We start from the raw sequence: 21,465 nt of genomic DNA on the forward strand, positions 1-21,465 counted from the left end.
TCCGGTTCAATACCGAACTCATTTTACTCAAGCTGCCTAATGAAATAACCGTGTCTAACTTTTAGGGGTCACTTCAATAATTGTGGAAGGCATTAAAAAGAACTTTTAAATTTAAAATACTTGTTTTATAGCATTATTTAATTAATTTATAAGTTATTACTTAATACGGCACTCTCGATAAAAAGATTTAATAAGATAGCATTTCTTCAATATCTCTGATTAGAAAATTAATATCACTTTCGTAACTACTTAACTCCTTTAACATCATCTCAAATTCAGATTTAGCTTTCTCCTTTAACTCATTGACTTCTAACACGGTTGCTATTCTATTCGACAATTGTTTCACTAATGGATCCAAATCTTTTGAAGCATCGATTAGTGGAAGAATAAAGTTTGATTTCAACTTTATATCATCTTCACTTCATCTTTATATGCTGCGTTTATATTAGAACTTGTAACACCCAATAAAACAATGAAAAGAGGTTTTAAAATGTTAAATCCTAAGACAAAATTATTCACTGTACTTGGAATGTCAACAGCATTATTACTAGGAGCTGGCAGTGCCTATGCTACTCAAAAAAAAGAAATACATGAGTCGATAGAAACTGTAAATTCTATTAAAGCACCAATCCCTGAAGAAATTCAAACAATTAAAGAACCAACCCCTGAAGAAATCCAAAAAGTATTAGAAGGTAAACCTACACCTTCAAATATTAAAGTCGAAGGTTTATTTTCTTTAAACGGTAAACCTGATTATACTGCAGACTTTTATTTGAACGATGAAATTTTATTGTCTTTATTAAAAATAAACGCACAAGAATTAAAACAAGAATTGGCAACAGGAAAATCAGTAGTGGAGATTGCAGCTTCTAAAAACGTTACTAAACAACAAGTAATTAATGTCATTTCAAAAACACAGACTGATGTACAATTTCAGGGTGAAAATGTCGATAGTAAACAATATGAGCAAATGTTAAAAAATATTGAACCAAAAGTGATACATGTCATCGAGCATAAAACTGAAACTCCATGGTAAAAATAAATTAACTAATCAGTAATAAAACGACAAGATAAACATCGATATTAACATAATATCCCAATCTAGCGCGATTACTGAGCAAAAAGTAAAAGGGTGATACATATTATATTTGACTAATATGTATCACCCTTTATATATTATGACTTAATTCAAATCTATTTCCGTAGCTGAACCTGATTCTCCTCGTACACCCGCTATTCCCGCTCAACTTGCCTCTTCTTCTTCTTCTAAAGCTCCTACTAATTTAAGCCCATCCGAAATTCCGAAAGTATTGGTTAAACAGAGGATCCAATTGATAAAATTGATGTAAGTGTAACAGGTGGGGATTTAGGAAAAATGTTGGGGATTGGACTAACTATTGCTAAAATAATGTTATTTCCCGCCCAGTTTTTTCTTGCTGAATCAGCAGCTTTTTGTGATGCATTTTGGATAGCGCATCCTCCCAGCATAAATTTGTAAAACGCTTTTTTTCAATGATTTAAAGAAAATGTAATACCCATCTTTAATGGCACTTTTCAATTCGTGCCAGAAATGAGTTCATGTAACTTTATAAAAAGAACAGATTATACAAAGGGTTAACAAAACCATTTGTATAATCTGTATTCTTACTAATTCTATAATTAATGATATATCACCGGTTTGACATGTTTTTAAAGTGGTAAGAAAATTTATTACCGTTTATTTGTACTCAATTATTTGTTTCGATACATTTAGAATATTTTTCTTTCGTTTCTTTTGTTTCTCCTCCTTTAAACTGCACCTCTTTTTGTGCCTTAGCAATACCCTCAATCACTTCTTGTTTAGATCCATTCTCTAATGCATTCTTAAATAATCAGGACCTATTTTCTTTATTAAATATGAATACAACAGAATTAAAACAAGAATTGGTAACTGGTAAATCGGTTGTAGAAATTGCATCATCTAAAAAAAGTAATCAGGCTGATCATTCGTTGTAAACAAATCCTCATCAGTAAAACTAAATTGAGTTGGTAGCTCTTTACTTTCTTATTTTGTTGTATCATCCGTTTTTGTGTTGACTATTTGTACGGGTTTTACTGACTCTTCTTTCTGAATTTGTTTAGCGTAGGTATACCCACGGCGCCTACTAAAAATGCTGTTGATATACCAAGTGCAATGAATAAATTCTTTTTACTCATCTTAATCCCTCTTTTCATTTATTTGTACAACACAAATAATTATTGCAGAACAATGTACAGATAAAATCAAGATTAGGTGAATTCGGAATGAAATCTCCAACAGAATTTAAAAAGATGAATCCTGTACAATTTCGAATTCACCTAATCGCAACTTAGAATGCGAAGTCGCTTTTATGAATTATCATTAGGTGGTACAATGACACGCCATCATTCTCTAGAAAGTAGATTGACAATTGTACTCGAGTGAAAAAGTGAAACTACCGTTTGTTTAAATTCTTTATTATACTTTTTTGACACACTAGTTAGACACGTCACCTCGTATTCTCAATTTTATTGATTTATATAATACATCCACCTACATTTTTCACAATCGTTTATCGTTGTGGAAATTTAAAGGGAAATGAAGGAAGTCATTATAAACCCCAAACTTATACCCTCTTTCCTTATAAAAAGAAATAATGTTTGGAAGTACTTGAAGTGTTTGACTTACTTCGTGCATGAGTACAACTTCTATATCTCTCGAAGTTCCATTTTTAACGTTTTCTACAATTTGATATGGGTTATTTTTCAATTTCCAGTCTAAAGAATCAATTGTCCAATCCCATACTTTAATATTCGCTTCTACAATTTGATTGCGCAGTTGTTCATTATCTAAGCCTGGAACTGAACCATATGGAGCTCTAACTAATTTAGGGTTTTCACCTGTAAGATCATGAATTATAGCAATTGTTTCATTCATTTCTTGTACAAATTTACCGTCTGTGTACAAACGTTTACTATTATGTGTCATGCTATGTGCTCCTACATAATGCCCTTCAGACGTAGCTCGTCTTACATTGTCTTGTAAATTCGTATTCTGTAAATTAACCCCTTGCATAAAAAAAGTTGCTTTTACATCATGTTCTTTTAATACATCTAAAAATCGTCCCGTCAATTGACTAGGACCATCATCAAATGTTAGATATACAACTTTTCCTACGGGTTTAATCGATAGTTTATTCTCTATTTTAGGCTCCTCTTTTATGACTTCACTTTGTTCCTTTGGTGCTATTTGTTTACTTTGTTCCGTTGCAATTATTTTGACAGATGATGCTTCGGGCTTCTCTCTCATATAGAACATTAGAATAGTAGTTAAAACCATTCCTATTATTATCCAACTTTTCATGATAGTTTTTCGTGATGTTTTTGTTTTCAAATTGTTCAACCTCTCCTCTTCAAAAGTTAGTTTAATTGAACAATATAAAGATAAAATGCAGATTGTGTCGAGTTAAATTAAAGAAGATTACTGACTCTATTTAATTGAATGGTGTATGATAACTTTCCTTTCTCAACGGTTCATCGATTTATCTTTGAACCTAAAGCACAGTCAGGAATTAGTTTTACTTCATATTTATCCTTTCTTCATTTTATCTTTATCTAGGTATCTTACTATTGGTTCACGTTAAGCAGTTGAATTTAATAGTTGGAGTATGAAAAAAATGAAGAAAAATAGTTGGAAGTATCTTTTAGTATCTATTAGTTGTGCTAGTATTGTTTATCTAATGTATGTTACTCAAGGTAATCGTGCTGAGATAATTGAAATTGACAATACTATAGTAGAAAGTAGTACCATTGATTTATTAGAAGGAAAAAACATTGTGATTGATCCTGGCCATGGCGGCGTTGATATTGGCACAACTGGCTTAACCTATGGAACAAGAGAAAAAGAGGTGAATCTTACAGTAGCACTAAATATTAAGCAGGAGCTTGAAAAAAGAACAGCCGCAACAGTCATCCTAACACGTGATAAAGATATAGATTTAGGGCGTAATCAAATAGAAGCTTTACAAAAAAGAATTCAAATTGCCGATGATGCTTCAGCTGATTTGTATATTAGTATTCATCACGACGCTTTTACCGATCCTAGTGTTAACGGAATAACTGTTCATTACAGCTCACATCAAAATAAGGGTGAAAATTTAGCTAAAATCCTGCTAGCATCTATCTTTAGGCAAAATAATGATGCCAAAAATCGTGGTGTAAAAGACAGTGATTTTTATGTTTTAAAGAACAATTCTGCTCCTGCAGTATTACTAGAACTGGGCTTTACGTCAAATAAAGAAGATGAAATCCGAATGGTTTCTAAAGATTTTCAAAACAAAACTGCTATATCTATCGTAGATGGGATAATTGAATTCTTTACAAAATAAAAACAATATGAAATTATGTAGCTCCATAAAAAACAGCCCATACGAATGGTTTATAAAACCGTTTGTATGAGCTGTTTTTCACTCTTTAATTGGTAGATAAAAATAAAACTGTACGCCATTATTTGTATTGCAAACACCGTATTCTACCCCATGTAGCATTAATATATTTTTCGAAATTGCCAGTCCTAAGCCAGTACCACCGTCTGACCTTTTTCTAGAAGCATCAATCCGATAAAAGCGCTCCCAAATTTTCTCTAGATGTTCTTTTGCAATATGAGCACCTCTATTCTCCACACTTATTTTCACCAGTTCTCCTTTCACCTCCAACGCCAAAATTATTCTTTCTTGCGAAGGAGAATATCGGATAGCATTTGTCAAAAAATTCGTAAGAACCTGTTCGATATGGCGTTTGTTGGCTTCTACTTTGATCTGTGATACATGGGTTTCAACTTGCAATTGTTTTTGTTGTATTTCAGGCATTAATTTTTCGCAAATCTCTTCTAATAGTGAATGAATATAAAAAGAATCTATTTTCATTTTATATGTTCCCGATTCATACTTTGCTAATTCAAGCATATCGATAATCAATAAATCCATCTTATCAACTTCTTTTTCCAATGCATCGAAATAATACTCTTTCTTATGTTTTGCAACATTCCCTCTCAATATTGTTATACAGCTTTTCATAATACTTAAAGGTGTTTTTAATTCATGTGATACACCAGAAATAAACTCTTTACGCGTATTTTCTAGCTTTTTTTCCTTTTCAATGTCTTGCTGTAACTGTTCAATATACATACTTAACCCGTTCGAAAGTAAGTTGATATTCCTCGATAAATTTCCAATTTCATCATTTGAATGAACAGCAATTGTCTCAGAAAAATCTAAATTCGCTATTTTCTCCGTTGTATGAGTAATCCTTAATAATGGCTTTGCAATTTTTATTGAATAGTAATAAGATGCCAATAATATTAATAAAGAAACAAAAGCAACAATGTAAATATAATATTCTTCAATCATTTGCACAGCTTCATCAACTGGTTGTAGCGAAGTCATTGAAAATATATATGAATTCGTTTCATCTGATTTTGCAATTAAAATCTTATATTTAATATCATTTTGTTCATAATTAATTAGTTGTGTAGTGGAATTAGGAAAATCAAGTTTATCTAATAATAACTTATTTTGAAAATCTTTAATTTGCTCTAAAAATAATGTATTAGAATAAATGACGTTGGATAAATCATTACTTTCTGGAAGTTGAATATTAATAATTTCCCCTCCTAGATTAACCAAATCAGAATTTTCATTAGATATAAATACTTCTTTTAAATTTTCCCTAGTTCCTCCTATTTTTTCATAGAGCATATTATTTGTGAAAGTAAAAGATTTTGCCAATATATTTTGATTTCTACTATCCGCTTCATTATTAATATTTATTTCGGCTGGTTCAATCATTATTTCGATTGGAATTATTTGCGACTCTTTCAAGAATCCAATTATATATACTTGACTGTTCTTCAATAATGATTCCGACAACTGGACCGAATTATCCTCATCAATCATATATAAAGGAACTTTAGTTGTTTTCATACCAATTAGTTTTTGATAATACTCATTTAACTGTATTTCAATGTAGAAATCATCCTCATGCTTTAAAAGACCATACTGATCCAATATTGTAATCCAAGCATTATTTTTTTCAGCAAAATCTCTTTCAAGCTGCTGAATTTTTGCAATGTCATTACTATTTTTTCGATATTCTTTTTCAAATACAGTTAAATTGGATTCTAAATCTTCTACTTTTTTATTCATATAAAATTGTTTGAAGAATATTGTTTGTCCGACAAAAATGGTAGCCAATATAAGTATACAAAGCATTGTTGTTAATAAAAACAACTTAAATACAATTCCTCTTTTCATCGTATGTCCTCAAATTTATAACCTGTTCGAACAATCGTTTTTATACATGTGGAATGGTCGCCTAATTTGTTTCGCAAGTTTCGCATGTGACTATTAATCGTTCGGTCATCTCCAATATGTTCATAACCCCATACTTTTGTTATAAGCTGCTCTCTAGTTATAACTATCCCTTTATTTCCCATTAAATACAATAGCATTTCATATTCTGTATGCGTTAATGAAATCTCTTCATTATTTACTTGTACTGTCCTAGACGGAATATAAATTTTAATGCCGCCGCTTTCTAGATAATCACCTACTACACCATTTTTCTGTTCCCGTTGATGTAATAACCTTTTGGCACGTGCTAATAAAACTAGTGGATTGTAAGGTTTCGTTACATAATCATCGGCTCCTAATTCAAAACCTAATAATGTATCATCTTCATCTGTACGAGCAGTCAACATAATAATTGGGATATTTGAAGTTTTTCTAATTCGTCGGCAAATAGTCCATCCATCTAATTTAGGTAGCATAATATCTAATATAATTAAACTAAGCTCATTTTCTTGAAATACCTTTAGTGCCTCTTCACCATCTTTAGCTTCTAAAACCGAATAACCTGCATTTAGAAAATAATCTTTAAGAATTTCTCGTAAAATATCCTCATCTTCTATAATTAATATTGGATCAATCATTTTTATCCCCTGCTTAATTATTTAATATTCTAAGTTCATTCTAACCAAGATTAAATGTAAGTAACATTCAATCTATTTATATGAACTTTACATGTCCATATTAAGCGAGTAAGTAAGTTGAATCAACGTCATTGCCATATCTTTATTTAATCTTCATATCAGGTAAAATCTATGCAAATAATTCATTCTTTTCTGGATATCTAATAAAAAGCTGTTGAGAAATAAAATGCACCCTTTGTGAAGAACTTGTAAAATGAAGTTAGGCAACTTGTTGAGGCTCCTGCCTGTACTTTGCTGGCGGCAGCTTTTCCCCTACTGAACAGATGCCCAATTTATTGAAGTTCAGTTCCCTCTGATTCCCCAGTTGAATAAAAAAGGAGCCGTTTAGGCAGCTCAAAGATGTTCAACTAATACGAACATCCCCTTTAGCTGAATAAGAGAAATTTTAAAGTTTCATTTTTAATCCATCGTGCGGTGCTATAATACCTATTCGTTCAGAAACAAGTAAAGCATTGAACCAAGTGACAACCGCATTCTCTTGCACGATGTTGCCCATCGTTTAAGTTCAGTTCCTATCCCTTTCCCACGTCCAGAAGAGGATGTTTACATATGCTTAAAAGTCACCATATATCTTTAAAGTCGTCTTTGGAGTCACTATTCATGTAAAGCACTTTCTTTCTGTTTTCTTACTGTCCGTTCCAAGACAAATTTGTCCAAATTCGGAGTATACTTTCTATTGGTCCTCGTTTAAATTTCTTTAAATATACTATGCTGAAAATACATTGGAAACTGTATAGAACTATGCCGAATAGCATTCCGCTAAAAATGCCTAATTTTCCAGATAACCCTAAACCATATTCATATAATACAGCCGTACAAATAACGGTTTGCATTAGATAATTGGTTAATGATAGTTTACCCACACTCTCAAACACAGGTGCCAGCATTTGTATAGGGCGAGCTTTATTTAACAAAGCAGGTATGATTTTTCCACGCTTGATTCACGTCTCCAACTTTTAGATTCTCTTCTGCTCCTGGGCGACTGTACTCTTCTTCGATGAAACTCTTTATCACCTAGCCTTATATAAGATTCGTGTTACTCGGACTGGTGTTTTGCCTCCAGATTCCGCGTCGCCACGGACACCCTTGCTTTTGGCTAACCTCTACTTCTGTCTTCGTGGTTTGGGACTTGCACCCTATAGTTCATACGCATGCCGGGGCACATTAAAAACCAACCTTATTTATTCTCCCAGATTAAACGGAAAGGAGATCTTGCGGATAGCTTCAATTTTTTAATAAAAAAACAGAAAGTTCTGGCTTACTCCAGAAGCGTATAGGCATTCTTGTTGTACCAATACCTCGATTTACATACAACTGCAATGGTTTCGATTTCCCCTTTAATGAATACATGCCTTCTACATATTGTTTTGCTAATGAAGTAGTGATAATAGGGCCAATGAATGGAAGTTGTACTTGTCCTCCATGACTGTGACCAGATACTTGAAAATCAACTGAATACTTAAGGACTTCATCTACTGCATCGGGTTCATGCACTAACAATATGTTAAAGTCCTTCTCTTGTAAGTGTTGAAGGGTATGCTGCACTTTTGGCTTGCCAAGTAAAAAATCATCAAGACCAGAAATCGTAATATAGTCATCATTGCTTGCCTTAATTTTTATAGTTTCATTAACTAAAACTGTAAAATCCGCTTCCTCCATATACTGTTCGTACAAATACCCTCCGCCGCCTCCACGGTCATGATTACCGAACACTGCATATTTTCCAAGAGGTGCGTGAATTTGGGACAAAATAGTTTGTGAGTATTTTCTTTCGGAAGTATACTCATGAAACTTGTCAATTAAATCACCTGTAAAGACTACAATATCGGGGTTAATTTCATTTATTTGATCGATTAGCATTTTCTGCTGCTTATGAGAAAAATTCGGTCCAAAGTGTGTGTCAGAGAATTGCACAATCTTTACATTTTGAAAACTTTCAGGAATATTAGGATTTTTGATATCAGTCCATGTAATAGACAATGATTTTGTTTCAAAGTGGGACGCGTATAAATAAGTAGCGATTGGAAAAATGAAGATTATAAGGGAAATAACACATTTCCACTTAATTTTCTGTTGAAACATCCTTCTTATTAACGGCTTCAATGGAGTGATTAATTTCACCATTGATACCCTATTTTTTTGTGTGTTTTTCGTATTACCTTTCATATGTCACCTCTATATTTATCATAAAAAACTACAATTTATTTAATGTTGTAGCATCTTATTGTTACAGGAAGTTGTCATTTTGGAGATTTATATAAAAGAGATTCAAAGAATCAATCACGATTAGCAATTTAATAACAAACTAAAATTGCTATCTCTCCCCTATTGAATACCCCTCGTTAAACTCTGCTTATTTGTCACTTTCACGTAACATTGGTTCAGTAGTATATAAAACGAGGTGATAATATGAGAGAAATAAATCAAAGGAAATGGCTGAGAGGAAAATTCAAAATGATAGCCTCCCTTGGTTGTTTTTTAACAGTAGCACTTGCTGCTGGTTGTAGTTCCTTAGTGCAAGAAAAGAAACATGAAATACAGGAAGTAGAGGAAGTAAAGGAGGAAAAGAATGATTTTTGGACTGAACAACGAAAAGGTACAAACTTTATGAATTCTTCTTCTTTACCGAAAAATTATGAAGAAGCGAATGGATTCAATATTGAATTTATCCGTTTAGCACCTGATAAATGGTCAAAAGATAGAGGCTTCTTATTTAATGACGAACCTGACCCTAGTCCTAATAAGGATTTCTTAATCGGTAATGCAGATCAATATGAGGGAATTGTTGAAGAAGATTTTATAAAGTTAAAAGAGGATTTGGATGCAGCATATGCAAGAGGGTCAAAAGTTGTACTGACTGTTCTAAGTCTTCCAGGAAATCGTTGGAGGCAGTTTAATAACTATGAAAATGACGACCGAATTTGGCAAGACTTTAAATATCATGAGCAAATCCCGTTGATGCACGATGAACACGCACAAATGCTTTTTCAGTGTCTCTATCTAGAAGATCTAGTCCTCCTTTCACTAATGCATAATTTTCGACTAAATCATGACCCGAATGATTAAATACTAATTCTCCATTCTGCATAAAGGCTATATAATCTGCAATACGATCTAAATCGGTTGTAATATGTGTAGAGATAAAGATAGTACGACTACCATCAAGCATAAACTCTTGCAATAAATTTAAGAACTCTCGTCTAAAAATAGGGTCTAAACCTGCTGTCGGCTCATCCATAATAATCAGCTCTGCGTGGTGTGACAAGGCTATCGCTAAAGATACCTTCATTTGCATTCCTTTTGAGAAAGTTTTTATAGGTTTATTTAATGGTAAATCGAATTTTTTTACATATTGATAAAACAGTGCATCATCCCAGCTTCTATAGGCTGGACCAACAATTTTCCTTATATCCTTTAAGTTCAACCCTTCAAAAAATACATTTTCATCATATACAAACCCAATACGCTCTTTAATCTCTTTTTCATGTGTTTTGTAGTCCAATCCAAAAAGTTTAACCTCTCCAGTATCTGGCTTCAATAAATTCATTATCATTTTTATTGTTGTCGACTTTCCGGCACCATTTGCCCCGATAAACCCTGTTATGTACCCTTTCTTCACTTGCAAGTCAAGATTATCAATAGAAAAACCTTTGATTTTTTTGCTTACATTACTTATTTCAATGACATTTTCCATTGCTTCACTCCTCATTCAAAATACTCAATAGTTCTTGCAATTCATTAAGTGACATTCCTATTTCTCTGCTATTTTTTATGACTGCACTCAACTGCTCTTCAATGACTTTTAGTTTTTTCTCTTTGATTACCTCTAAATTTTGCTCCGCAATAAAAGAGCCTTTACCTACAATGGAATAAATAAAGCCTGCCTTCTCTAATTCTTCATAAGCACGCTTGGTTGTGATCACACTAATCTGTAGATCCTTTGCTAATTGACGCATAGAGGGTAATGCTGTCCCTTCCAAGAGGTCACCTGTTAAAATCATTGACTTAATTTGATTTGTAATTTGTTCATAGATCGGTTCCTTTGAACTATTTGAAATAATGATTTGCATGCTAATCCCTCTTCTTCATTTGTTGATTGAGAACATACTAGTAAAACACTCAATATAACACAATATATATACACTTTATACACATTTTACACATTGCAATATACATTGCAACTATTTTATTTAATGAGCGGGATTGAGCAACTATTTTTAAGATAATGGAGTAAAGTGGTAGTGTAATTTGTTAATTTTATCAATCGATCAACATGATTATTAAACATGTAAAATCAGCTTGTCGCTCGCTACGTTATATAATTAATACGCTTAATTAATTTGTCTGCACATGGCCTCTAAAATGTTGAATTACCGGATTTTCACGTAAAAAAATACAAGGCACCGAATTACAGAGCCTCGTATTTATAATCGTTTAAATTGGACCCATCACTACCCACTTCAAAAGTATTAATGTTCATCGTTTTGCGTAGCCTTGACTGACGTATCTTGAAACCAGAATTTATATTGATTTAAACCATATGTATAGAACCTAACATTGTATTAAGAGCTACTGCAGATCCAAGCCCAATATGGGTTATAGCATCTTTAGCTTAAGTTTATTTTTTTGAGTTTTTGAATGTAAAGTAGTATCTTGAGATAGTATAAACAATAACTATTTCAATTATTAACCACCACGGAAAACCAAACCCAGTATTTTGCGCATTGAAAACATCAAAAATTCCCCAAATTAATAAAGTTGCGAGTACTAAAGCTAGCGTACATCTTGAAGCTTCTAGAATATAATCATTATTCTCATCTCTTTTATTCATAACTAGCCCCATCGACCATAATTCAAAAATATTTCTATATACCTCGAAGACTTGGAACACTTTATTATTTAAATATTCAGTAAATCACACCCCCCTCTTCTAGTTCATTTGAATATGACCGCTCTATTCGTTATTTCCTAGTATAGATAATAACCAATTACGAAAAAAGCCCTTTTCGTAAAATAAAAATTTGCTATAAATTTTCCTATCAAACGTGTTTTTTGCTATAAAAGTGTGAATAACATGCAAATTTCCACTAAAAATGAACAGTATCTTATGAAAAAGTTAATATTTATGCCTAAAGGAACTGTATCTTTTTAAATAATACAATATAATAGAATTAACATGGTTTTTTTCTAACACTTGGTAAAAGAAATAACATTTAAAAATTACATAGAGGTGAAGTAAATGATCCATCCATTAAAAATTACTAGTACGTTAGCCGATGAAACTAGATACTCTATTTATGAGTATATCCTGCAAGAGAAGAAAACTGTAACGGTCCAAAACATCGCTGATAAATTCGGCATACATCCAAACGTTGCACGTTTACACTTAACAAAGCTATCAGAAATCAACATCATCACAGCGGATTTTGCTAAAACTGGGAAAGGTGGCAGACCTGGTCGTGTTTATAAGGCATCAGATAAAGGTGTATCACTAACGTTCCCAAGACGTGATGAGGAGCGACTATTAAAGTGGACAATCCAATTAATTGAAGAATTCGGACCACCTGCACTAGAAAGATGCCAAGATATAAGCTACCAAGACGGTTATCAGCAAATGAAGAATTATGTAAATGCTGAATTACAATTAAATAATAACCTTTCCTTCGAACAAAAGCTTCAGCTATTAACTGATAATGCAGCATTAATTGGCTATATTCCGCAAGTACAACAAACAGAAAACGGTAAAAAAGTGACGTTCTCCATTTTTAATTGTCCATTCCAAGGGCAACTTACTACTCATTCAGAACTTGTTTGTTCTTTGCATGAATCGTATTTAAAAGGACAGGTTGATGCACTATTTTCGAGCAATGATTTTATACAAATTGATAGCATGGTACATAATTGTGATTTATGTAAATATGAAATAAACGTGACAGAAATGGATAACTAACTTTTAAAATCCAATGGTTTGTCACAAAGAAGAAGAAGTTCCAGTTTACAGATACCTTTCATATCATTTATAATGAGTAAGAGATTATTGTGTCGTGGGCAAAAGGAGGGGAAATCTTCATGGATAATATGTATAAAGTTATGGCATTCTGGACAGGTATTTTTGCAGTCATGTTCTACCTTGGTGGTATGAACGAAGTATCGCTATTATTCGTAGGTAATACAGGTTTATTCTTATTATTAGGCTTCTTGAACCTTTCAGAACGTATGTACATGTACATTTTCGGAGCATATTTAACTGTATTCTTTGCTGGCTTCACGTACTATACAACATTCATTCACGTACCTGGTGGCGGTCATTAATACAAAGAAAAACGCGTGTCTCATCCAATATGAGACATGCTTTTTTTATGTAAATTTATTCATTAGATACAGAAAAAATTCAAAGCATAGTAAAATCCCCCTTTGCATTACGAAAATGCCAGGGGGATTTTTAAAGGATAAATTCTCCAAGTTCATCGCCAATAGTTTTGGGATGTCATTTATTAAAAACCATTCAAGAAAGGATTTGTCTCCATTTCTGCACCGACTGTTGTATAATTACCATGGCCAGGGTAGATAATAGTATCTTCAGGTAATGTCAACAGCTTATCATGAATGGATGCTAGTAATATTTTTGTTGATCCTCCTAGTAAGTCCGTACGACCGACCCCTTGTTCAAAGAGTGTATCTCCAACAATAGCGAAGCCATCATTTTCAAATATATATGAAATACTACCTGGTGAGTGCCCTGGCGTAAAAATAACTTTAAAACCAAAATCGCTTATTTCAAATAGTTGTTCTTTTTTAATTATATTTTCTTCAGCTGGAGCATCGACAATATAATCTGGTAATGCTGCGTATTTACTAGAGCCATTTTTTGTTGGATCTCCTAACCAACTTACTTCTTTTTCATGAATCCATAATGGCACATTAAAAACTTCGCGGACAGCGTTTACGGCACCGATATGATCAAAATGCGCATGTGTTAAAAAAATGGCTAATGGTTTTAGGCCGTTACTACGTATTGCCTTGATAATTCGATCCGCTTCTTCTCCTGGATCAAAAATTATGCATTCTTTATTTTTATTCGATACGATATAACAATTCGTTTGGACAGGTCCAAGTGAATAACTTCGTACGTTCATCATTACTATCACCTCAATATCAATTATACAGCCTTTACCACAATTTGACGATAAATGTTCATAGTTTAAGCTATTTTAGTTCTCGACAAAAACAAGTAGAACGTTTACAATTAAGGAGGAATATTGTTGACGACATTCATTTTCTGATGTCGAAAGGAGTGTCAATTTTTAATGAACTTATTAATGGTTATTTTTGGTCTAGTTTCAATTTTGGCTGTAGTTGGTACATTCCAAGCACTTAAAGAAAAGAACCTATTAAGCGTTGTTTTCAACTTATTAAGTGCAGTAGTATTCGGTTGGTTCGTAATTATGACTGTAATTCACAGCGGATACCCACCAACATTACACTAAAATTCAGACAAAGAAAGAGCGGTCTCCATAACGAGGCTGCTCTTTTTTCTATTTACTTCCTATTTGTGAGCTGCTCTTTTTGACCTTTCGAGCAGTGAGGATTAATTCTTCACCCATTCTAACACGATAATGCCCCCTTTCCTCTAAGCTGCTTACATGGCTTCCAGAACGATTTAAATTTTCAGTTGATAGGAATTACATAAAAACCCTTCCAAACACTCCCATTTAAGTGTTAAATGAAGTTTCCAGACTATATTCGTCACTTCTGTTGAAAACTCGCTAGTAGACACGCTTAAAATAAAACAAAAAAGAGATCTCACTAAACATGAGATCACTTTCTTTGTTTACTTAACTGCTCCTTGCTTCAAATTACCTGTCTTTTGGTCATAGAAGCGGAGTAAATCACCATTAATGATGGCATCAGAATTTTCTAGTTCTTTCGTAGCTCGTTCAGCGTATGGCTCACATGGCTCACCATCAATTTCTTCACCAGTTGCTTTGTCATAGCAAGCTTCACCAACGTATACATATTTATCTGTTACAAAACGACCGTCACGGAAAACAACGAAATCTTCATGCTCTGGTGAGAATAGGTCTGCACCAAGTTGCATATCTTTTGAAGTTTCAATGCCAAGAAGGTGTAAAATTGTTGGACGTAAATCCATTTGTCCTGCAATCTCTGTCATTTCTTTACCATCTCCTGAGTTAGGGATATGGATAAATAATGGTACTTCTTGTAGCATTGCATTATCAAATGATGTAATGCTTTCTTTTCCTAAATATTGAGCCATCGCTTTGTTATGGTTTTCTGAAATACCATAATGGTCACCATACATTACAATAATAGAGTTATCATATACACCTTGATCTTTTAAACTTTGGAAGAAGTCTTTAAGAGCTTCATCCATATAACGAACTGTTTGGAAATAACGATTTAATGTACCTGAGTTTGACGTATATTCAGGAATCATTACATCTTCAGGGTCCAATGTGAATGGATAATGGTTCGTTAAAGTAATTAGTCGCGAATAGAATGGCTGTTGCATATCTTTCATTAAGGCTGCAGATTGCTCTAGGAATGGAACGTCTTTCATACCCCAGTTAACTGCTTCCCCTTCGCCAATCTTATATGAATCTATATCATAGAATTTATTAATGTGTAATGATTGATACATCATGTCACGATTCCAGAATGATTTATTATTCGGGTGCATGACATTTGTAAAGTAGCCATTATCTCCAAGGCGCTCAGCCATTGAGTTATACGTATTTCCACCATGCGTGAAGAATACCGCACCTCGACCTAAGCCGAACAATGAGTTCTCTGTAATAAACTCTGAGTCAGAAGTTTTCCCTAATCCAGTTTGGTGATAGAAGTTACTGAAATAAAACGTATCTTTATCTTTTGTTAAAGAGTTTAAGAATGGTGTAATTTCATGACCATCCATTTGATTATTAATAACAAAGTTTTGTAAAGACTCCATCGAAACAAGGATCAAATTACGCCCCTTGTATTTACCAAACATTTCAGGGTTGATTGCTGCTTGATTAGAACGAATATAGTTGTTCACTTCTACTAATTCACTGCCATCCGCTAACGCACGTTGAGCAGAGGATTTTGATTGAATATAAATATCATACAAATGGTAGTTATACGTACCAATGTTTTTCACAAGTAATTCACGGTCAAAACTACGTGTTAACAATTGTGGACGCTCAGTTTCAGCTAATCCTAAGTTTAAGAATGTCATCGCAATCGCTAATACGAAGTACGCGCGACGGAATTCTACGTTGACTTTTACTGCTTCCTTCATCTTTGGCAAATATTTGTTCGCTAAAATTAAAATCAGCACGTCGATGAAATATAATAAGTCCCAAGGGCTGACAATCGCTGCTACTGAAGTTCCTAGATCGCCAAAGTTACTTGTCTGGAATAATACCGGTAGCGTAATAAAGTCGTTGTAGAAACGATAGAATGCCACATTTCCGTATAAGACAATCGATAAAATAACACTAATCGTAATTATATAGCGACTTTTAACTTTCGGTGATTTAAAGAATAACGAAATACCATAAGCAAATAGCACGAAGCTCAATGGATTAATAAGCAAAATAAATTGTTGCATTGCATTTTCAATTTTCATCTCAAAGCTTGTGTGATAAACAATGACCGTTTTTATCCAAGTTGCTACAATTGCTAGTATCATAAATGAATGTTTAGGCCACTTTATTGATTTCATTCCTAACATCCTCCTTACTTTCTTACAAAAAAATAATAATTTTTTACAATTTGTTACTGAAACAAAATATATCTTAATCCATTTTTTACAGATAATCAATAGATATATTTATGGAAAACTGTTCTCCTTGTTCGCTCTGGACAATAATATATACGTTTTTAATTGTAAAAAGTTTCACAAATCATAAAAACAGTGGAAAGCCACTGTTTTTATGAATATTACATACATGTTACATTATTTTTACAATACCCCAAATGATTTATTTTAAAAACTTACTGGCTATTTTCTTTCATACGAAGTTTTGTTGTTTCTTGTCGAATTAGTAACAATGCCATTTGGTAATCTTTAATATCTAGTACATTCGCTTTATACAACTCGCGAATTTCATCCTCCATTAACATCAAATCACCAATCGGATCACGTGTGTAAATATAAGTGCCATATGTTTTTAGTAATTCATAAATATCTAACATTTTGTCCATTTTAGTTCGCTCCTCGTTGTGTTACACAGTCAAGACGTTTTGTCGGTGTCACAATGATATCTACTGGGCAGTCGTGCGCTTCTCTTGGGAGATGTTCATATAGCTGCTCGTTAAATATGAGAGACATAAGCTTACCCTTTTTATAGTTTAATACATAGCGATCATAATAACCACCGCCGTAGCCTATTCGATAGCCGAACGGATCAAAAACAACTCCTGGAACAAGGATGACATCCATTTCATTTGCGTCAACAAACTCACACTTTTCTGGAATTGGCTCACGCAAATGCATATAAACAGTTTCAAGTTGGTCAAACGAATCAATGGCATAAAATGACATTTCTCTTGTCTTTGGATTACATTTAGGTACTGCCACTTTTTTACCAAGTTGCCACAGTTCTTTTATTAATTGAATTGTGTCGATTTCTGGCTTATTGGAAATGGTAATGCCGATTGTAGTTGCTTCTATTATATATGGTTCCTGTAACACTTTTTTTAATACAGCAAATGATTGATCGCGGTAAGCTACTTCACTCATTTCAGCAAGAGCTTCCTTTACCTCGTTCCGTAAAGTTGTTTTATCCATGTTAAGCTTATCCCCCTCTTAAAAATGTAGAAAGCCAAAACCACGAGTGGTTTTGGCTTAATGAGCGATTACTTAGTTTCACGGTGAAGAGTGTATTTCTTCTCGCGAGAGCAATATTTTTTAAGTTCAAGACGCTCTGGATTGTTACGCTTGTTCTTTTTAGAAATGTAGTTACGTTCGCCGCAATCTGTGCAAGCTAAAGTAATGTTTACGCGCATTATTAACCCTCCCACTCTATATCAAGAATTTAAATTTTGAGCATGATTTATACGACTAACCTATTATAACATAAACTAAAAAAAAATCTACCTTCATTTCATATTAAGTTTGCATATGGTAAAATACCTTATAATTACATACTTAATGAGGTGAAACTAGTGGATTTATCCATCATACTTATGATTGTGGGAATTCTCCTAATTATCGTGTCGTTCTTTTTCAAAAATAACTCAAAAAAAGTCGAACAAGATGTAGAGGAGCTATCCATCTCTATTTTTCAAGAAACAAATAATTTAAAACGTCGTCTGAAAATTGTTGAGGAGGAGCTGTTATTAGAGCCAGAGTTTCAGGTTAAATCATCATCTGCACAAAATAACACGATACCAAATCCGAACATCCAACAGGTCATGCAAACTGTTCAACAGGCTGCTCAGACATCAAAAACAGGTCAAGCTGCTTCAAAAACGAAACCTATCCATCAAATTATTATAAGTCAGGTACTTGAACTTAATAAGCAGGGTCTTTCTGTAGCAGATATAAGTATTCGTTCGAACTTAACTGAAGAGCAAGTCCGCCAAGTAATTGCAAACGGAGGTCGGTAATCTATGAATAATTCCGCTATCCGCGCATTTGGCATTGCACTTTTTCTTGTCGGAGCATTGCTAGCTTTAGCAGTTCGTTTTGATCTCAATATCGGTCTTCCGACGAAAGCTTCCAACAACACAGAAAATGTAGAGGAGCTGCAAAAAAAGCTCGATCAGGCAAATAAAGAAATTGCATTGTTAAAGGAACAAGGTAAACAAGCTCCAAAGGAAAACTCACAGAAAACAGATGCACCTAAAACATCGGCTAAAGATAAACATGAATCGACGTCTCAAGGAAACGTTACCACTATGACACTTCAAATTTATAGCGGTATGGAACCATATACCGTAGCGCAAAAGCTTGAAGATGGTGGCGTCATCGAAAATAGTGTTGAAATGGAACTTTTACTTGCTAATCCTAAATACGCTCGAAGCTTACAAATTGGTGCCTACGATGTCAATTCTTCAATGTCATTAGAGGAAATTGCGAAACTGATTACAGGGAAAAAGCAATAATATTACCATCCTATTTGCAAAAATGGCTGTCACCAAAAATCACAATTACTGATTTTTGATGGCAGCCTATTTTATTTCGTTTATGAAATTTGTTCTAAGAAGGTTTGCATCATTATGCTCCCCTCTTGTGTTCCAATGGATTCTGGATGAAATTGTAGCCCATAAAGTGGGTACTCCTTATGTTGAATCGCCATTATTTCACCATCACCACTGGACTTTGCTAAAATATTAAAATCGTCATGTAACGTACTTGGCTCAATGACGAGTGAATGATAGCGCATTACTTCTATTTTACCGTCTAACTGAGCAAATAAGCCTGTTTTTTCATATTGAATCGTCGATAATTTTCCATGCATTATATGTTTAGCTTGAACGATGCTACTCCCAAAAGCTTGACCTATCGATTGGTGTCCAAGGCAAATGCCTAAAATCGGAAATTTCGTATAAAGCTTTTTGACAACATCTACTGTTATTCCAGCATCTATTGGCGCACCTGGTCCAGGCGATAAAATAATAGCTTCTGGTTGCATTTTCTTAATTTCTTCAATTGTCACTTCATCATTACGTACTACTTTAACATCTTTCCCAAGCATACTTATTTGCTGAAATAAATTATATGTGAATGAATCATAATTATCGATTAGTAAAATCATTGTTTTACCTCCAATAATGCGCGAGCTTTATTTAGTGTTTCCTCGTATTCTGACAAAGGCACTGAATCATACACAATACCGGCCCCTGCCTGAACATGCGCACGATAATCCTTGATGATCATTGTCCGAATAGCTAGAGCTAAATCCATATCACCTGTAGTGGAAATATAACCTACTGCGCCAGCGTAGACACCACGCTTCACAGGCTCTAGCTCATTGATTAGCTGCATAGCGCGAATTTTCGGCGCACCTGATACTGTACCAGCAGGAAGGCAAGTTCTAAGAACATCCAAAACATGTACATCCTCACGTAATTCACCGATAACCTCCGATACAATATGCATTACATGTTTATAACGCTCAATATTCATATATTTTATAAGCTTCACTGAACCGACTTTAGCAATACGCCCAAGATCATTGCGCCCTAAATCTACGAGCATACGATGTTCAGCAATTTCTTTTTCATCATTTAATAACACTTCCGCAATCGCGTTATCCTGCTCCACAGTTTTACCTCTAGGCTTCGTTCCTGCTATTGGATTTGTCGTGACCTTTCGATCCTTCACCTTAACGAGACTTTCAGGAGATGTTCCTAAAATCGTATACGTACCAAAATCCATATAGAACATATATGGTGACGGGTTAGAAGTACGTAACTGACGATATAAAGCAAAAGGATTCCCTTTATATGGTGAAATGAAGCGTTGTGATAAGACTATTTGAAAAATGTCACCCTTACGAATATGCTGCTTAGCGCGATCAACCATTGCAACAAAATTTTCTTTGGCAATCATCGGTCTGAAATTTAGCTCTCCAAACGTCATGGCGTCAAAAGTTGTTCCAGCATGAAGCTGCTTCTGCATTGTAGAAATAGCCAATTCCATCGATTCAAGAGAACGCCCTTCATTAAATAAATCGATTGCTGCTAATGTAACCTCTTGCTTTAAATGATCAAAAACAATAAATGTATCATAGAAAAAGACATGAACATCGGGCATTTCTAGATCATCCTGCAAGTATTCACCTATTTGTTCTGTATAAAATGCTGTTTCGTAACCAAAGAACCCAATAGCTCCTCCAAAAAAGGCGAAAGGGTACTTTGTCTTATGATATGGCATAACTTGCTGTAATTTTAGCAATACATTGTCATTCGATTTTTCTGTTTCTCCTTCTTTTGTATAAGAATAACCATCCCTATCTCCAATTAGTTCTGCAATTGGGTTGACGGCGATAAACGAGTAACGCCCGCTTTCTTCATGCTTGGCAGACGATTCGAAAAGCATTTTATGCTTCCCTTCAAGTGATTGATAAACGGAAATTGGCGTCATCATATCACCCTGTAATGCCTTCATGGCAAACTTTCTAAGCTCAACTGTCATCCTCTTTCTCTCCTTCTCTATGCTCTGCTCTTCTACACCAAAATCTATCAATTATGCACTGGCGTTTTGACACTGGCGTTTCGTTACCATTTCACTTTCTTTTAACTAAACATTGTGTCAGGAACTTGAACTGTATAACACTGTTCAGTTCCACCAAAACATATAAAAAGGCCTTTCCATCACAAAAGGACGGAAAAGCCGTGGTGCCACCTTCATTGGTCTTCATCAATTATGCCCCGGCATAATTACATTCAGCTGATGCTTAGGTAGC

21 protein-coding genes, 3 pseudogenes and 1 other annotated feature (1 of these 25 only partly in view) are annotated in these 21,465 nt (G+C 34.0%); of the genes and pseudogenes, 8 read left to right on the forward strand and 16 right to left on the reverse strand.

All coding sequences use genetic code 11. The features are described from left to right. Nucleotides 1-187 precede the first annotated feature (187 nt). Nucleotides 188-403, reverse strand: coding sequence for a hypothetical protein (locus tag AC3WSK_RS12385; protein WP_427484755.1), 216 nt, complete (start codon nucleotides 401-403; stop codon nucleotides 188-190). A gap of 294 nt (nucleotides 404-697) precedes the next feature. Between AC3WSK_RS12385 and AC3WSK_RS12390 the strand changes: the two are divergent. Beyond that, nucleotides 698-1,036 (forward strand): annotated as a pseudogene (locus AC3WSK_RS12390) (hypothetical protein); the annotation flags it as partial. A gap of 1,524 nt (nucleotides 1,037-2,560) precedes the next feature. Here AC3WSK_RS12390 and AC3WSK_RS12395 read toward each other — a convergent pair. Further along, complete coding sequence (locus tag AC3WSK_RS12395; RefSeq protein WP_427484778.1) at nucleotides 2,561-3,361, reverse strand: polysaccharide deacetylase family protein; 801 nt, start codon at nucleotides 3,359-3,361, stop codon at nucleotides 2,561-2,563. A 313-nt stretch (nucleotides 3,362-3,674) separates the two neighbouring features. Here AC3WSK_RS12395 and AC3WSK_RS12400 point away from each other — a divergent pair, with 313 nt between their 5' ends. Further along, a complete protein-coding gene (locus tag AC3WSK_RS12400; RefSeq protein ID WP_427484756.1) occupies nucleotides 3,675-4,385 on the forward strand; it encodes an N-acetylmuramoyl-L-alanine amidase family protein in 711 nt (236 codons plus the stop codon). Between the two features lie 78 nt (nucleotides 4,386-4,463). On the opposite strand, the gene AC3WSK_RS12405 is transcribed toward AC3WSK_RS12400, so the two are convergent. The 4 genes from AC3WSK_RS12405 to AC3WSK_RS12420 all read right to left on the reverse strand — a co-directional run bounded on the left by AC3WSK_RS12405 (nucleotide 4,464) and on the right by AC3WSK_RS12420 (nucleotide 9,127). Continuing rightward, nucleotides 4,464-6,308: a sensor histidine kinase gene (locus AC3WSK_RS12405; protein ID WP_427484757.1), complete on the reverse strand. Its 1,845-nt coding sequence runs from the start codon at nucleotides 6,306-6,308 to the stop codon at nucleotides 4,464-4,466. Next, a complete protein-coding gene (locus AC3WSK_RS12410; protein ID WP_492413383.1) occupies nucleotides 6,305-6,985 on the reverse strand; it encodes a response regulator transcription factor in 681 nt (226 codons plus the stop codon). The genes AC3WSK_RS12405 and AC3WSK_RS12410 overlap by 4 nt, the downstream gene beginning before the upstream one ends. A 686-nt stretch (nucleotides 6,986-7,671) precedes the next feature. Continuing rightward, a complete protein-coding gene (locus tag AC3WSK_RS12415) occupies nucleotides 7,672-7,959 on the reverse strand; it encodes a DUF418 domain-containing protein (protein ID WP_427484759.1) in 288 nt (95 codons plus the stop codon). Nucleotides 7,960-8,269: 310 nt separating this feature from the next. After that, nucleotides 8,270-9,127 (reverse strand): metallophosphoesterase, encoded by an 858-nt coding sequence (locus tag AC3WSK_RS12420; RefSeq protein ID WP_427484779.1) that lies wholly within the window; start codon nucleotides 9,125-9,127, stop codon nucleotides 8,270-8,272. Between the two features lie 372 nt (nucleotides 9,128-9,499). On the opposite strand from AC3WSK_RS12420, the pseudogene AC3WSK_RS12425 reads away from it, so the two are divergent. Further along, nucleotides 9,500-9,994, forward strand: a pseudogene (locus AC3WSK_RS12425) (glycoside hydrolase family 5 protein); the annotation flags it as partial. Here AC3WSK_RS12425 and AC3WSK_RS12430 read toward each other — a convergent pair. From AC3WSK_RS12430 to AC3WSK_RS12440, 3 genes and pseudogenes are all read right to left on the reverse strand, one after another. Beyond that, a pseudogene (locus AC3WSK_RS12430) lies at nucleotides 9,993-10,739 on the reverse strand (ABC transporter ATP-binding protein); the annotation flags it as partial. The pseudogenes AC3WSK_RS12425 and AC3WSK_RS12430 overlap by 2 nt on opposite strands. Before the next feature lie 4 nt (nucleotides 10,740-10,743). Continuing rightward, nucleotides 10,744-11,115, reverse strand: a complete 372-nt coding sequence (locus AC3WSK_RS12435) for a GntR family transcriptional regulator (RefSeq protein WP_079563416.1) — start codon at nucleotides 11,113-11,115, stop codon at nucleotides 10,744-10,746. Between the two features lie 548 nt (nucleotides 11,116-11,663). Continuing rightward, on the reverse strand, nucleotides 11,664-11,876 hold the full coding sequence (locus AC3WSK_RS12440; protein ID WP_079563417.1) for a hypothetical protein: 213 nt from the start codon (nucleotides 11,874-11,876) through the stop codon (nucleotides 11,664-11,666). A 408-nt stretch (nucleotides 11,877-12,284) separates the two neighbouring features. On the opposite strand from AC3WSK_RS12440, the gene AC3WSK_RS12445 reads away from it, so the two are divergent. After that, nucleotides 12,285-12,995, forward strand: a complete 711-nt coding sequence (locus AC3WSK_RS12445; RefSeq protein WP_079563418.1) for a helix-turn-helix transcriptional regulator — start codon at nucleotides 12,285-12,287, stop codon at nucleotides 12,993-12,995. Between the two features lie 119 nt (nucleotides 12,996-13,114). Then, nucleotides 13,115-13,357: a DUF2626 family protein gene (locus AC3WSK_RS12450; RefSeq protein ID WP_024361272.1), complete on the forward strand. Its 243-nt coding sequence runs from the start codon at nucleotides 13,115-13,117 to the stop codon at nucleotides 13,355-13,357. A 182-nt stretch (nucleotides 13,358-13,539) separates the two neighbouring features. On the opposite strand, the gene AC3WSK_RS12455 is transcribed toward AC3WSK_RS12450, so the two are convergent. After that, nucleotides 13,540-14,184 (reverse strand): MBL fold metallo-hydrolase, encoded by a 645-nt coding sequence (locus AC3WSK_RS12455; RefSeq protein ID WP_492413387.1) that lies wholly within the window; start codon nucleotides 14,182-14,184, stop codon nucleotides 13,540-13,542. A gap of 168 nt (nucleotides 14,185-14,352) precedes the next feature. Between AC3WSK_RS12455 and AC3WSK_RS12460 the strand changes: the two genes are divergently transcribed. Continuing rightward, complete coding sequence (locus AC3WSK_RS12460) at nucleotides 14,353-14,532, forward strand: DUF2759 domain-containing protein (protein WP_079563420.1); 180 nt, start codon at nucleotides 14,353-14,355, stop codon at nucleotides 14,530-14,532. Between the two features lie 344 nt (nucleotides 14,533-14,876). Here the strand turns inward: AC3WSK_RS12460 and AC3WSK_RS12465 are convergent, their stop codons facing one another. The 4 genes from AC3WSK_RS12465 to rpmG all read right to left on the reverse strand — a co-directional run bounded on the left by AC3WSK_RS12465 (nucleotide 14,877) and on the right by rpmG (nucleotide 18,058). Beyond that, nucleotides 14,877-16,772 carry an LTA synthase family protein gene (locus AC3WSK_RS12465; RefSeq protein WP_079563421.1) on the reverse strand — a complete coding sequence of 632 codons (1,896 nt, stop codon included), beginning with the start codon at nucleotides 16,770-16,772 and terminating at the stop codon, nucleotides 14,877-14,879. Nucleotides 16,773-17,044: 272 nt separating this feature from the next. Beyond that, complete coding sequence (locus AC3WSK_RS12470; RefSeq protein ID WP_079563422.1) at nucleotides 17,045-17,254, reverse strand: YqgQ family protein; 210 nt, start codon at nucleotides 17,252-17,254, stop codon at nucleotides 17,045-17,047. Nucleotide 17,255: 1 nt separating this feature from the next. Continuing rightward, nucleotides 17,256-17,840, reverse strand: coding sequence for a 5-formyltetrahydrofolate cyclo-ligase (locus tag AC3WSK_RS12475; protein ID WP_492413390.1), 585 nt, complete (start codon nucleotides 17,838-17,840; stop codon nucleotides 17,256-17,258). A 68-nt stretch (nucleotides 17,841-17,908) separates the two neighbouring features. Beyond that, entirely contained in the window at nucleotides 17,909-18,058 is a 150-nt protein-coding gene (rpmG, locus tag AC3WSK_RS12480) for a 50S ribosomal protein L33 (protein WP_008408521.1), read from the reverse strand. A gap of 159 nt (nucleotides 18,059-18,217) precedes the next feature. Between rpmG and AC3WSK_RS12485 the strand changes: the two genes are divergently transcribed. Both AC3WSK_RS12485 and AC3WSK_RS12490 read left to right on the forward strand, forming a co-directional pair. Next, nucleotides 18,218-18,661, forward strand: coding sequence for a hypothetical protein (locus tag AC3WSK_RS12485; protein ID WP_079563424.1), 444 nt, complete (start codon nucleotides 18,218-18,220; stop codon nucleotides 18,659-18,661). Between the two features lie 3 nt (nucleotides 18,662-18,664). After that, nucleotides 18,665-19,159, forward strand: coding sequence for a hypothetical protein (locus AC3WSK_RS12490; protein ID WP_492413392.1), 495 nt, complete (start codon nucleotides 18,665-18,667; stop codon nucleotides 19,157-19,159). 80 nt (nucleotides 19,160-19,239) lie between these two features. Here the strand turns inward: AC3WSK_RS12490 and AC3WSK_RS12495 are convergent, their stop codons facing one another. Both AC3WSK_RS12495 and trpE read right to left on the reverse strand, forming a co-directional pair. Further along, nucleotides 19,240-19,812 (reverse strand): anthranilate synthase component II, encoded by a 573-nt coding sequence (locus AC3WSK_RS12495; RefSeq protein ID WP_079563426.1) that lies wholly within the window; start codon nucleotides 19,810-19,812, stop codon nucleotides 19,240-19,242. Further along, a complete protein-coding gene (gene trpE / locus AC3WSK_RS12500) occupies nucleotides 19,809-21,194 on the reverse strand; it encodes an anthranilate synthase component I (protein ID WP_492413394.1) in 1,386 nt (461 codons plus the stop codon). The genes AC3WSK_RS12495 and trpE overlap by 4 nt, the downstream gene beginning before the upstream one ends. Before the next feature lie 182 nt (nucleotides 21,195-21,376). Further along, nucleotides 21,377-21,465 (reverse strand) — a binding site (T-box leader) (it continues 176 nt past the right edge of the window).

This window comes from Lysinibacillus sp. EB271-A1-10B, assembly GCF_058791335.1.